We start from the raw sequence: 12640 nt of genomic DNA on the forward strand, positions 1-12640 counted from the left end.
ACTACCTCAGTGGCCATCCTATCGGCCGTTCTTCTGCTTCAGACACCCCGGAAGATGTCCAAGACACCCGGGATCGCCCGCCGGCTTCCTGACGCTATTCGTCGTGCCGCACGATCGACCGCGCCCGTTTGCCCCGGAAATAGGACTGCACCCAAGGATCGTCACAGGCCAACATGTCCTCGACGGTCCCCTCGACCAGAACCTTCTTGTTTCCGAGCACCGCAATGCGATCGCAAACCGAAAACAGGCTGTCGAGGTCGTGAGTCACCATATACACGGTCAATCCGAGCGTGTCGCGCAGCTTGGCGATCAACTCATCGAACTCGGCCGCGCCGATCGGGTCGAGGCCTGATGTCGGCTCGTCGAGAAAGACGAGATCGGGGTCGAGCGCGAGCGCGCGGGCAAGTGCGGCTCGCTTGATCATGCCGCCCGAAAGCTCGGATGGGTATTTGTCGGCCGCCTCCGGCGCCAGACCTACCAGCTCGATCTTCACGCGCGCCAGTTCGTCCATCAGGCTCTGCGGCAGGTCGAGATATTCGCGCATCGGCACCTGGATGTTTTCACGCACCGTGAGGGCCGAAAAGAGTGCGCCGTGCTGAAAAAGCACGCCGAGACGCATGTCGAGCGCGATCCGGTCAACCTCGGACATCCTGTCGTATTCCGCGCCAAGGATCTTGATCGTGCCGGAGCGCTTGGCCAGAAGCCGCAGCACCGTGCGCATCAACACCGACTTTCCGGTACCCGAGGCACCGACGAAGCCGAGGATTTCGCCGCGAAAAATCTCGAGGTTGAGCTTGTCGAGCACGATGTGGGAGCCGAAGCCGACCGTCAGGTCGCGCACGGACAGAACCGCTTCGTGTTCGTAGGCCGGATCCTGCTGTCTTTCCGTGGCTGCTGTGCTCATCGTTCCATCCGCCTCAGAAATCGATCGCTGCGTAGAACATGGCAAACAGGCCGTCGATCAGGATCACCACGAAGATCGATTTGACCACCGAAGAGGTCACGTGGCGGCCAAGCGATTCGGCGCTGCCGCCAACCTTCAGGCCTTCGACTGCCGCCACCACGCCGATGATCAGCGCCATGAACGGCGCCTTGATCATGCCTGCCGCAACCGATGAGAAATCCACGGCCTCCTGCAGGCGCGACAGGAAGGTCGCAACGGTGATGCCCGAATAGGTCCAAGCGACCAGCGCCGCACCGGTCAGTGCTGCGAAGTTGGCAATGATGGTCAGGAGCGGCAACGCGATCGTCAGCGCCACGAGGCGCGGAAACACCAAGACGCCGACGGGGCTGAGGCCCATGACCTTCAGCGCGTCCACCTCCTCGCGCATCTTCATCGAACCGATCTCGGCCGTGATCGCGCTGCCCGAACGCCCGGCGATCATGATGGCGGTCAGCAGCACGCCGATTTCGCGCAGTTGCAGGATGCCGACCAGATCGACGACGAAGACTTCGGCGCCGAAATAACGCAGCTGGAATGCGCCTTGCTGCGCAATGATCGCACCGATCAGGAAGGACATCAGCATGATGATCGGCACGGCCTTGACGCCCATGCGGTCGATCTGGTGAACGATGGCCGCCGGCGAGACGCCACTGTGCCGCCCGAGCTTGAGCTGGGCACCGCGAACCGCCGAGCCGAGAATGTACATCGCCGCGACGGTATCGTTCCAAGTGGCGATCATCACCTCGCCGACCGGTGCGAACAGCCGCTGGAACAGCGGAAGATGTTCGCTTTCGTCCTCCGGTGCCGGCAGTTCCGCCGGTAGCGCGCCGATCAGCTCGACATAGCGTTGACCGCCGTCGACGAACTGGATCTCGTCCTTTTCAGGTCCGGCAAGCCGCGTCATGAAGCGCCGGATGATCCAGGCGCCGGCCGTGTCCATAGCCGTCACACCCGACAGATCGAACTGCCTGACGCTGCTGCCCTTGCGCGCAAGCTGTTCGAGCTTGGCGGCCATGGCTTCAGCTGTCTCGTGCCGCCAGACGCCTGAAAAGACATACGCGCGTTCCGAGCCTCCGGCGTCTCCACTGAGCGCGACATCCGCAACGATCTTGGTCTGGGAACGCGTCACCTGGTCTCTGTCATCCCGATTTGCTAACCGCTCGTAAAAGCTTGCTCCGTCATAACGGCTCACATCCTTGATGTCATCCTGACGAAGCCGGTAACATCAAGACCTAAGCGCCAGATAGGCCCCGCCGGAGAAGATTTCATGTCAACTGTGCTCGAAGCGACAACCGAAGACTTCCCGATTGCGGGCACATTCACGATTTCACGCGGTTCGAAGACCACGGCAAGCGTCGTGACATGCCGAATCACCAAGGACGGCACCAGCGGTTGGGGGGAATGCGTACCCTATGGCCGCTACAACGAAACCATTGCCTCGGTGCTCGCCGAAATCGAAGCCATATGCCCGCAGATCGAACAAGGCCTGACGCGCCCGGAGCTACAGTCGGCGATGAAGCCGGGTGCGGCCCGCAATGCGGTCGACTGTGCGTTGTGGGATCTGGAAGCAAAGCAGAAAGGCAAATCTGTCCATGAGCTTGCCGGTCTCTCCTCACCTGGCACATTGACGACGGCCTATACGCTGTCGCTTGCCGAGCCCGATGCGATGCGCAACCAGGCCGCACAATATGCCCACCGCGCGCTGCTCAAGATCAAGGTCGGCACATCAGACGATGCCTCCCGCATCCGCGCCGTGCGCGAGGGTGCGCCGGAGAGCCGCATCATTCTCGATGCCAATGAAGGCTGGACGCCCGACAGCCTCGCCTATCACTTCGCCATCTGCGCCGAGCAGCGCATCGACCTGATCGAACAGCCGCTTGCCGCCGGCCATGATCAGGCCCTGGCCACGATCGCCCGCCCCGTTCCGGTGTGTGCCGACGAGAGCGTGCACGCGACCGGCGACCTCTCGGCCCTGGTCGATCGCTATGACGCCGTCAACATCAAGCTCGACAAGACGGGCGGCCTGACGGAGGCGCTTCGCATGCGCGATGCGGCAACGTCGCTCGGCCTCAAGGTGATGGTCGGCTGCATGGTCGGAACCTCGCTCGGCATGGCACCGGCAATCCTGGCGGCGCAGGGCGCGGATTTCGTCGATCTCGACGGGCCCCTGCTTCTGGCACGCGATCGCACGCCCGGCCTGCGCTACGAAGCCTCGCTGGTCTTTCCGCCGGAACCACGCCTCTGGGGCTGAAGATACCAGGCGGCAACGGCAAAGCAGCAGCCGGCAAAGGCGACGACCGACATCGAATAGAACCCGTTCACCCCGTACCAGGCGTAGAGATAGCCGGACAGGAAGGTGAGGATCGCCGTGAAAATGCCGGTGTAGAAGAAATAGAGCCCCTGGGCCGATGCCTCCTGCTCCTCGACGACGCGCTCCACCAGCTTGTTCTGCATGCCGGTGTGCATGATCGCATAGGTGAAGGCGTGGAAGCACTGCAGCACGAAATAGCCGGAAAAGCCGAGATCCATCGGGAAGATGATCCAGCGCACGACCGCCAGCGAGCAGCCGGACAGGATCATCGTCCAGACGCTGAAGCGGCGGATGATCGCCTTGGCGAAGATGAACATCGTCACTTCAGCAGCAACGCCGGCACTCCAGAGGATGCCGATCTCCGTGCCGCTATAGCCGATATGCTGCCAGTAGATTGCCGAGAAAGCGAAGAGCATGGCGTGGCTGGCGTTCACCAGCGTCACGCCGATCAGCAATAGCTGCAGATCGAGCTGGCGCAACGATTGCGGCGGAGGCTCGGTCAGCGCCGTGATCGGTGACGGGCGCCGCGGTCGGCCGACCTTTGGCGCCGCAAAGGCCATCAGGATCGTCAGGCCGAAACCGACCGCCATCGCCGGCAGCACCATGTCGCCACCGAAGATGCCGATCATCCAGCCGCCGAGCATGGTTGCGCCGATGAAGGCGACGGAACCCCAAAGCCGCATCTGCGCATAATCGAAACCCCAGCGCCGGACGCCGGAAAGCGCGATCGCCTCGACGATCGGCACATAGGGCGAATAGACCGCCGATTGCAGCGTATAGATGATCAGAACCGGCCAGAACTCCCGGGCGTAGAACAGCACGAAAGCCGTCGCCAGCGACAGGAAACCTGACCAGATCAAAACGATCGTGCGCTCTCCGAGCCGATCGGCGATCACACCGGCAATTGGCGCGGTGATCACGCGTACGAACATCGGCAGCGCCAGCACGACGCCGATCTCGAAATCGCTCATGGAAAGCGTGCTCAACCAGACCGGAAAATACGGCATTGCGAAACCGTTGACGATCAACGGAGCGCAGAAGAGCAAGGCGATGCGAAGCGCAAAATGACGCGGCGGAGGGCCCACAGTTGCGGGCGCTTGGGAGGGAATCATGGGAGAACCTGATGGCTATCGGCCAGCAATAGCATAGCCCGCTGCCGGATCGCCATAACCTAGATTTCACTACAAGCGACGCTTGCGCCCTCGCCGGCGTTCCCGTCAGGCTGCCCGTTGCGTCAGCAGGTGCGCCAGAAGCCGTTCGGCTTCGGCCGTTCCCTCGGCCTCTGCGACGCCGCCGCGCATCTGATGCCAGGTGATCAGTTCCATGGTGCCGTCGTGGTGTTCGGCGATCGCCGTGCAGCTTTCGACCCAGTCGCCCGTGTTGATGTAGCGCACGTCGCCGATATCCTCGATGACCGCATGGTGGATATGGCCGCAGATCACGCCCTGCGCATCATGCCGCCGCGCCTCGTCGGCAACCACCTTCTGGAACTCACCGATAAAGTTGACGGCGTGCTTCACCTGCAGCTTCGCCCAGGAAGAGAACGACCAATAGGGCATGCCGAGCCGGCGACGAACGGCGGCCAGGCCGATATTGATGGCGATCGCCGTATCGTAGGCCCAGTCGCCGAGATAGGCGAGGATGCGCGCATTGCGCACGACCACATCGAATTCGTCGCCATGCAGCACCAGATAGTTGCGGCCGTCGGCACCCTTGTGCATATGGCGCTGCGCCACTTCGATGCCGCCGAAGTGAACACCCGGGAAATCGCGCATGAACTCGTCGTGATTGCCGGGGATATAGATGATGCGCGTGCCCTTGCGCGCCTTGCGCAGCAGCTTCTGGACGACGTCGTTGCAGTTCTGCGGCCAGTACCAGCTACGCTTCAACCGCCAGCCATCGACGATGTCGCCGACGAGAACGATGGTCTCAGCCTCGTGATGGCGCAGAAAATCAATAAGAAAGTCGGTCTTGGCGGCCTTGGAGCCGAGGTGGACGTCGGAGATGAACAACGTCCTGAGGTGTCTTACGGAATTGATTTGCGGTGCCGCCATCATACCAGCCTCGTCTTGATTGAGCCTTCTGGGGCCCGTCAAAACCAGACTCGTGTTTCAGGAAGATGACACGGACGCCGGCCGCTTCGTCGCACCGGCTTAAAAGAACCGCGCAAAAACTGTACGCGGTTCGCAATTCATGCCACAAGGCCACGTCCAAAAAAGAGGAATGCAGACTATGAGCACGGGCGACAAAACGAAATCCCAGACAGGTCCGGTCAGCGGCGACATCGACCAGCAGGCCCTTTTCTTCCACCGTTACCCTCGCCCTGGGAAGCTCGAAATTCAGCCCACCAAGCCGCTCGGCAACCAGCGCGATCTCGCGCTCGCCTATTCGCCCGGTGTGGCTGCGCCCTGCATCGCCATCCGCGACAATCCTGAAACGGCTGCCGACTACACGGCACGCGCCAACCTTGTCGCGGTCATTTCCAACGGCACGGCCGTTCTCGGCCTCGGCAATATCGGTCCGCTTGCCTCCAAGCCGGTCATGGAAGGCAAGGCCGTCCTGTTCAAGAAATTTGCCGGCATCGACGTCTTCGACATCGAGATCGACGCGGCGAGCATCGAGCGTATGGTCGATGTCATCTCGGCGCTCGAGCCGACCTTCGGCGGCATCAACCTCGAAGATATCAAGGCGCCGGAATGCTTCGAGGTCGAGCGCCAGTTGCGCGAAAAGATGCAGATCCCCGTCTTCCATGACGACCAGCATGGCACCGCGATCATCGTTGCGGCCGCAATCCTCAACGGTCTGGAACTGGCCGGCAAGGACATCGCCAAGGCCAAGATCGTTACCTCGGGTGCAGGTGCCGCAGCGCTCGCCTGTCTCAATCTGCTGGTCACGCTTGGCGCCAAGACCGAAAACATCTGGGTGCACGACCTCGAAGGCCTCGTCTACAAGGGCCGCGAAGTGCTGATGGACGAATGGAAGTCCGTATACGCGCAGGAAAGCGACAACCGGGTATTAGCCGACAGTATCGGCGGCGCCGACGTTTTCCTCGGTCTTTCCGCCGCTGGAGTCCTGAAACCGGAACTGCTGGTGCAGATGGCCGAAAAGCCACTGATCATGGCGCTCGCCAACCCCACGCCCGAGATCATGCCGGAGGCAGCGCGCGCGGCGCGCCCCGACGCGATGATCTGCACCGGCCGTTCGGATTTCCCCAACCAGGTCAACAACGTGCTTTGCTTCCCGCACATCTTCCGCGGTGCGCTCGACTGCGGCGCAAGCACGATCAACGAAGAAATGAAGATGGCGGCGGTCCGCGCCATTGCCGGCCTTGCCCGCGAGGAGCCGTCCGACGTGGCCGCCCGCGCCTATTCCGGCGAGACGCCGGTCTTCGGTCCCGATTACCTGATCCCCTCGCCCTTCGACCAACGCCTGATCCTCCGGATTGCGCCGGCGGTTGCCAAGGCTGCCGAGGAAAGCGGCGTCGCCACCCGCCCGATCCAGGACTACGACGCCTATCTCGACAAGCTGAACCGCTTCGTCTTCCGCTCGGGCTTCATCATGAAGCCGGTCTTTGCCGCCGCCAAGAATGCGCAGAAGAACCGCGTGATCTTCGCCGAAGGTGAAGACGAGCGCGTGCTGCGCGCCGCCCAGGTGCTGCTGGAGGAAGGCACGGCCCGCCCGATCCTGATCGGTCGTCCGCAGATCATCGAGACGCGCCTGCGTCGCTACGGCCTGCGCATTCGTCCGGATATCGATTTCGAGGTGGTCAACCCCGAGGGCGACCCGCGCTACCGCGACTACGTCGAGGACTATTTCGCCCTCGTCGGCCGTCTCGGTGTCATTCCGGAAGCTGCCCGCACGATCGTCCGCACCAACACCACCGTCATTGGGGCGCTTGCCGTCAAGCGCGGCGAAGCCGATGCGCTAATCTGCGGTGTCGAAGGGCGTTACAGCAAGCACCTGCGCGACGTCTCGCAGATCATCGGCAAGCGCGACGGCGTGCTCGATTTCTCGGCCCTCAGCCTGCTGATCTCGCAGCGTGGCGCCACGTTCTTCACCGACACCTATGTCAGCTACTGCCCGAGTGCCGAAGAAATCGCCCAGACCACCGTCATGGCGGCGCAGGAGATCCGGCGCTTCGGCATCACGCCACATGCCGCCCTGGTCTCGCATTCGAACTTCGGCTCGCGCGATTCCGAGAGTGCCACCAAGATGCGCCAGGCGCTTCAGCTTGTGCGCGAACTCGCGCCCGATCTGGAAGTCGATGGCGAAATGCACGGCGATTCGGCCATCTCCGAAGTGCTGCGTCAGCGCGTCATGCCCGACAGCACGCTCTCGGGCGAAGCCAACCTGTTGGTCTTCCCGAACCTGGATGCTGCCAACATCACGCTTGGCGTCGTCAAGACGATGACGGACAGCCTGCATGTCGGACCGATCCTGCTCGGCTCAGCACTGCCGGCGCACATCCTGTCGCCGTCCGTGACCTCGCGTGGCGTCGTCAACATGGCGGCACTCGCCGTCGTTGAAGCCAGCCATCCGGGCTAGCGACGCCCTCGTTTTTAAGGGCCGCCGCACCCGGCGGCCCTGTGATGCTGCCGCGACCCTGGGCAACAACCATTGTTTGCAAGGGTCGACAATCCACAGCAAATCGGCTGTCGGTTCTGGACAAAAGGTGAACCCCCAACCATTGTGGGGTTTAGCGCAAAAATCGGTGTTGTGGCATGACTGAACAACAGGCTGTCCTCGACATGCTGGAAATTCTGGAATGCGGAGGCTGTGTCGAGCCGGCCCATTTCTTTACGTTGATGCGCCGTACCTTTCGCATCGCTCATCTCCTATATCTTGAAGCTGAGCCCTATGCCGACGAGCTCAAGATCTGCCGGTTGCACCACACGTTCGGTGCCTACGCGGCCGAGCTTTATCTGACGCGGGAGCTCTACCGTATCGACCCGATCCTCAAGCTGGCGCTCGGTGGCGTCAGGCCTGTCGAATGGACGACGGCGCGCCACCGCTTTCCCGAATGCGAGCCATTGTTCAAGACGGCCGAAGAGATCGGCCTTTCCAGTGAAGGCGTCGCCCTGCCGCTGCCCTCGCCGGCCGGCCGCACCGCCTTGCTGGCCATCAACGTCAATATGTCGGCCGCGGAGTGGTCGATCTATCGGCGCAACCACTTGCGCGACTTCCAGCTCGCCGCCAACCTGTTTCATGCCGGCATGCTTGAAAACGCCGCCATGACAGGGGGGCTGAACACGCGCGATACGCGCCTCACAGGTCGCGAAACCGAGGTTCTCACCTGGTCGGCGGCCGGCAAGAGCTATTGGGAAATTGCCACCATTCTCGGCATTTCCGAACGCACCGTGCGTTTCTTCATGACCAATGCCCGCCGAAAGCTCAATGTTGTCTCCAACACGCAGGCCGTGGCCCAGGCCGTTCGCCATGCACTGATCCCGACGGTTTGACCCACCCTCAAGACGCTCCTCCTTCGCTCATCTGAAAACCCGTCTATATTTAGTGGGAAAAAACGGTTTCCGGAACTGTCGGTAGTGACAGTTTCGCCCCTGCCTGAGGACTGACAGCATCACGCCATCCCCCAAAACAAGGATGGAGAAGAAGATGATCAGGATCCTCAACGGCAGGACACGCGGACAGCACCCACAGTCCATCGACGAGATGTTCAAGCTGCGCAAGCGCGTCTTCCACGATTTCCTGAAATGGGACGTGCAGACCGATGGGGAATGGGAGATCGACAATTACGACAAGTCGAATCCGCTCTATATTCTGTCCTATTCGCCGGAGACGGGAAAACTGCGCGGATCGCTGAGATTGCTGCCGACGCTCGGCCCCAACATGCTGGACGATACGTTCCCGATCCTGCTTGGCGACAACCCTGAGATCCGCAGCGCCTCGATCTGGGAATCGAGCCGCTTCTGCATCGACCCGGAGATTTCTCAGGACCGCGCCTCCAACCAGGTGACCGTCGCCGCCGCAGAACTGATGTGCGGTGTCGGCGAACTCGGGCTGGCCTCCGGCATCAGCCATATCGTCACGGTGACCGATGTCTTCCTCGAGCGGATGTTCCGCCGCATGGGTTGCCCCGGCGAGCGCATCGCTGACCCGCACCGGATCGGCTCGGTCTATGCCGTAGCGGTCGCCTGGGAAGTGACGCCGTCGCTGCTCAGCGCCATGAAGGCCGTAGCGGCGATCGAAGGCACGGTTCTTGAACGGCCGATGTCGCTGGAGACGGCACGCGCCGCCTGATCTCTAACGCTCCTTCCGTTCCTCCCACCGGACGGAGCTGTTAACGCAATGCGAGGCTTGTCGTTGCACCGGCGGCGACAAGCCTTATGATAGGGCTGAAACAGGAAGTGCCGACAGCGACCGAACCCGGACAACAAGGGTGGCGCCGTGCGGTTGCAGGAATGGACGTTCGCCCGTGTTCCGGAACATGAAAACCCTAGCCGCGGCGACCTTGCCGCTGCTTCTGGTTCTTGCCGATCAGGCGCTGGCCTCCAGCGTGTGCGACCGCCTGAACACTCGGCTCGCCGAACTGCCCGCCGCCATCGAAACTACGGCCGATACCCGCGATTATGCGAGCGCGATTTCCCGACAGAACATCGAATTGCGCCGGGCGCGCAACGATCGCCGACGCGCCGGCTGCGGCACAGGCAGCGTCGTCGTCTTCAACGGCGGCGACCCGGATATCTGCACAGACATCAACAGTCTGATCGCCGAGATGGAAGACAATCTGCGCATCCTCAAATCGGAGCGCCAGCAGCTGATGTCAGGCGATGGAGACGATACGCGCCGGCGCATCCTCGCCGCCCTCGAGATCAACGGTTGCTATGGTGGCAGCGAGGAATTTGCGACCGCCGACCCGGACGAGCCGGAAACGTACCGCAACATCCTGCGCGATCTGCCGCCGGACGAAAGCTACGGACCAATGCTGCGGGACGGCGAAATGGGCACCTACCCGCCGGAAAGCGGCGTCTATTCCGGCACGCTTCGCACCATGTGCGTGCGCACTTGCGATGGCGCCTTCTTCCCGATCTCGTCCGAGGCAAGCCCTGTGGACTTCGCCCGCGACGAGCAGGCCTGCCGCGCCCGCTGCCCGGGTGCCGAAACAGAACTATTTTTCCACGACCTGGCGACCGAGGAGAGCGACCAGATGGTCTCCGCCTCGACGGGACGCCCCTATAAAGAACTGCCAAACGCCTTTGCCTATCGGACGCGCGGCGTCGGCAAGCCGGGCATTTGCGGTTGCCAGATTCCAAAGATCGCGACGACGCCCAAGGCTTCCAGTGGCAACACTGGCAACAGCGAATCGTCGATCATCGTCATCGAGGGCAAGAAGGAAGCGGCCGCCCCTACCGCCAAGGCGGCTGCGGAGGAGCGCCCCTACGATCCCGCCAAGAGCAAGGTGCGGGTCATCGGGCCGACGTTCCTTCCCCAGGAGGAAACGTCGATCGACCTTCGCCATCCGAAGGGTCCGGGCTACCAGCCGGTTCAGAGCAACTGATCGCAGCGTCTGCCTTTCGGCAGGTTCCCCAGCCTTCCTCGAACACCAGCTCCTCCAGCGGCAGCCGCTGGCGCCAGCCCTTAACCGCAAGTTCCGGCTCCTGGTAAAGGCGATCGACATATCCGAGGCAAAGCCAGGCGACGATCACGACATGATCGGGAATGCCGAGGATCGCCTTGATCTCATTTTCATGAAAGATACTGACCCAGCCGACACCAACGCCTTCGGCGCGCGCCGCAAGCCAGAGGTTCTGCACGGCACAGACGGTGGAATAGAGATCCATCTGCGGGTTATGGGTGCGCCCGAGAACGACCGCTCCACCGCGCGTGCGGTCGCAGGTGACGCAGATGCTCAAGGGTGCCTTGCGGATCCCCTCCAGCTTCAGGGAGCGGTATTTCGCTTGGCGGTCGCCATCGAACATCAATGCCGCTTCGTCGTTGGCGCGGGAAAAGGCCTGCCATACCCGCTCGCGGGTTTCGGCCTGCCGGACCACGACGAAATTCCACGGTTGCATGAAACCCACCGATGGCGCCCGGTGCGCAGCATTGAGCAGGCGCATCACCACATCGTCAGGCAAGGGTTCGGCCAGGAACTGATCCCGCACGTCCCGGCGCGTTTCGATGGCTCGATAGACGGCTTCGCGCTCGTCGGATGAAAAGGCCTCTGCAGCCGCAAGGCCGCCATTAGCGTCAGTCAGCATCGTTCGATCCCCAACAATGCACAACCTTCCGCCGTCCGCGCGGATATCGGTCTATCTTGCCAGGCCGGTCTTCTGACTTCGGATCAACCGGCCGCCTCACCTTCCCAGATCACATGAAGATCCAGTGGCAAGATCTTGAGCAAGCTCAAAATCCCTAGAGGCAGTCGTCCCCGTCACAGCGTTGGGCACGTTCCGGAATAACACCGGATTCCCGATTCTCCCGCGTTGCGGGCACCTGACGGCGTCATAAGGGCACAGCCCACAGGGAATGACAAGCAAGTCCGGCGTCGCTTGCCGGTCACTCCACAGGGCCTCGCGACAGCGTCAGATGTCAGAGCGGCGCGACCGGATGCGGCGAGCCGTCATAGCCGCCCCACACCGACTGGTCGAAGCAGATGACCGACCCCGTCATCAGGCCGGACTCATCCGACGAGAGATAGGCGCAGGCACGCGCGACTTCCTTGGGGTCGACAAGCCGACCGAAGGGTTGGCTGGCGGCCGCCTTTTCGAGCCAGTCGTCTGCCGCCCCATGAAATTCGCGCTGGATGCGGTCTTCCCCTTCGGACGCCATCCAGCCGATATTGAGGCCATTGACGCGAATGCGGTTGCGCAGCAGCGCATAGGAGGTGTTCTTGGTCAGCGTCTCCAGCGCCCCCTTCGACGAGCAATAGGCGGCGATAAACGGCTGACCGGCCATCGCCGACATCGAGCCAATATTGACGATGGTGCCCTGCGTGCCCTCCCGCCGCATCAGCTTTACCGCTTCCTGCATCAGGAAGAACGGTGCGCGCACATTGACAGCGAACATCCGGTCGAACAGTTCGGGGCTGGTGTCCAGGATGGTGCCGCGATCGGTGATCGCCGCCGCATTGACCAGCGCATCGACGCGCCCGAATGTGGCGTCGCAGGCGCTGACGACCTTGCGCGCGTCCTCGACCTTTTCGAGGTCTGCCTCGACATAAAGTACCTGCGCGCCGGTTGCCTTGCGGATCTGCTCGGCCTTCGCTTCGCCCTTGGCAACGTTGCGTCCACAGATGACGACACCTTTAGCCCCACGTTCCGCAAACAGGTTGGCGATCGTTGCGCCCAGCCCCTGCGTCCCGCCGGTGACGATGGCGATCTTGCCGTCGAGACGGCCATATTGCTCGGTCATGAAAGTCCTCCCAGAAT

Annotated in this window: 11 protein-coding genes and 1 riboswitch; of the genes, 5 read left to right on the forward strand and 6 right to left on the reverse strand. The window is 62.3% G+C overall.

What is annotated here, in order from left to right:
* Positions 1-94: 94 nt before the first annotated feature.
* Positions 95-904 carry an ABC transporter ATP-binding protein gene (locus C6558_RS18770; protein WP_057208693.1) on the reverse strand — a complete coding sequence of 270 codons (810 nt, stop codon included), beginning with the start codon at positions 902-904 and terminating at the stop codon, positions 95-97.
* 13 nt (positions 905-917) lie between these two features.
* Entirely contained in the window at positions 918-2072 is a 1155-nt protein-coding gene (locus C6558_RS18775) for an MlaE family lipid ABC transporter permease subunit (RefSeq protein ID WP_025427211.1), read from the reverse strand.
* A gap of 138 nt (positions 2073-2210) precedes the next feature.
* Between C6558_RS18775 and dgcA the strand changes: the two genes are divergently transcribed.
* Positions 2211-3194: an N-acetyl-D-Glu racemase DgcA gene (dgcA, locus tag C6558_RS18780; RefSeq protein WP_025427212.1), complete on the forward strand. Its 984-nt coding sequence runs from the start codon at positions 2211-2213 to the stop codon at positions 3192-3194.
* Here dgcA and C6558_RS18785 read toward each other — a convergent pair.
* Together C6558_RS18785 and C6558_RS18790 are read right to left on the reverse strand one after the other, a co-directional pair.
* Complete coding sequence (locus C6558_RS18785) at positions 3146-4366, reverse strand: MFS transporter (protein ID WP_025427213.1); 1221 nt, start codon at positions 4364-4366, stop codon at positions 3146-3148. The two genes, dgcA and C6558_RS18785, sit on opposite strands and share 49 nt — an antisense overlap.
* 105 nt (positions 4367-4471) lie before the next feature.
* Positions 4472-5311, reverse strand: a complete 840-nt coding sequence (locus tag C6558_RS18790) for a UDP-2,3-diacylglucosamine diphosphatase (protein WP_025427214.1) — start codon at positions 5309-5311, stop codon at positions 4472-4474.
* Between the two features lie 175 nt (positions 5312-5486).
* On the opposite strand from C6558_RS18790, the gene C6558_RS18795 reads away from it, so the two are divergent.
* The 4 genes from C6558_RS18795 to C6558_RS18810 all read left to right on the forward strand — a co-directional run bounded on the left by C6558_RS18795 (position 5487) and on the right by C6558_RS18810 (position 10770).
* A complete protein-coding gene (locus C6558_RS18795) occupies positions 5487-7799 on the forward strand; it encodes an NADP-dependent malic enzyme (RefSeq protein ID WP_025427215.1) in 2313 nt (770 codons plus the stop codon).
* Between the two features lie 176 nt (positions 7800-7975).
* On the forward strand, positions 7976-8713 hold the full coding sequence (locus tag C6558_RS18800) for a LuxR family transcriptional regulator (RefSeq protein ID WP_025427216.1): 738 nt from the start codon (positions 7976-7978) through the stop codon (positions 8711-8713).
* Positions 8714-8867: 154 nt separating this feature from the next.
* The gene (locus tag C6558_RS18805) at positions 8868-9512 is read left to right on the forward strand and encodes an acyl-homoserine-lactone synthase (RefSeq protein ID WP_025427217.1); all 645 of its coding nucleotides are present in this window, start codon (positions 8868-8870) and stop codon (positions 9510-9512) included.
* A 187-nt stretch (positions 9513-9699) separates the two neighbouring features.
* On the forward strand, positions 9700-10770 hold the full coding sequence (locus C6558_RS18810; protein ID WP_025427218.1) for a DUF2865 domain-containing protein: 1071 nt from the start codon (positions 9700-9702) through the stop codon (positions 10768-10770).
* Here C6558_RS18810 and bluB read toward each other — a convergent pair.
* Both bluB and C6558_RS18820 read right to left on the reverse strand, forming a co-directional pair.
* Positions 10679-11470 (reverse strand): 5,6-dimethylbenzimidazole synthase, encoded by a 792-nt coding sequence (gene bluB / locus C6558_RS18815; protein ID WP_057214315.1) that lies wholly within the window; start codon positions 11468-11470, stop codon positions 10679-10681. The genes C6558_RS18810 and bluB overlap by 92 nt on opposite strands.
* A 44-nt stretch (positions 11471-11514) precedes the next feature.
* Positions 11515-11724: riboswitch (cobalamin riboswitch) on the reverse strand.
* 77 nt (positions 11725-11801) lie between these two features.
* A complete protein-coding gene (locus C6558_RS18820; protein ID WP_025427220.1) occupies positions 11802-12623 on the reverse strand; it encodes an SDR family oxidoreductase in 822 nt (273 codons plus the stop codon).
* Between the last annotated feature and the right edge of the window lie 17 nt (positions 12624-12640).

Source organism: Ensifer sp. NM-2, from assembly GCF_003024455.1.
GTDB classification, from domain to species: Bacteria; Pseudomonadota; Alphaproteobacteria; order Rhizobiales; family Rhizobiaceae; genus Ensifer; species Ensifer canadensis.

Coding starts and splice junctions, on each gene's coding strand:
- C6558_RS18810 (WP_025427218.1), top strand. CDS start 9,700: ATGAAAACCCTAGCCGCGGCGACCTTGCCGCTGCTTCTGGTTCTTGCC.
- C6558_RS18820 (WP_025427220.1), bottom strand. CDS start 12,623: ATGACCGAGCAATATGGCCGTCTCGACGGCAAGATCGCCATCGTCACC.
- dgcA (WP_025427212.1), top strand. CDS start 2,211: ATGTCAACTGTGCTCGAAGCGACAACCGAAGACTTCCCGATTGCGGGC.
- bluB (WP_057214315.1), bottom strand. CDS start 11,470: ATGCTGACTGACGCTAATGGCGGCCTTGCGGCTGCAGAGGCCTTTTCA.
- C6558_RS18800 (WP_025427216.1), top strand. CDS start 7,976: ATGACTGAACAACAGGCTGTCCTCGACATGCTGGAAATTCTGGAATGC.
- C6558_RS18785 (WP_025427213.1), bottom strand. CDS start 4,366: ATGATTCCCTCCCAAGCGCCCGCAACTGTGGGCCCTCCGCCGCGTCAT.
- C6558_RS18790 (WP_025427214.1), bottom strand. CDS start 5,311: ATGATGGCGGCACCGCAAATCAATTCCGTAAGACACCTCAGGACGTTG.
- C6558_RS18795 (WP_025427215.1), top strand. CDS start 5,487: ATGAGCACGGGCGACAAAACGAAATCCCAGACAGGTCCGGTCAGCGGC.
- C6558_RS18770 (WP_057208693.1), bottom strand. CDS start 904: ATGAGCACAGCAGCCACGGAAAGACAGCAGGATCCGGCCTACGAACAC.
- C6558_RS18805 (WP_025427217.1), top strand. CDS start 8,868: ATGATCAGGATCCTCAACGGCAGGACACGCGGACAGCACCCACAGTCC.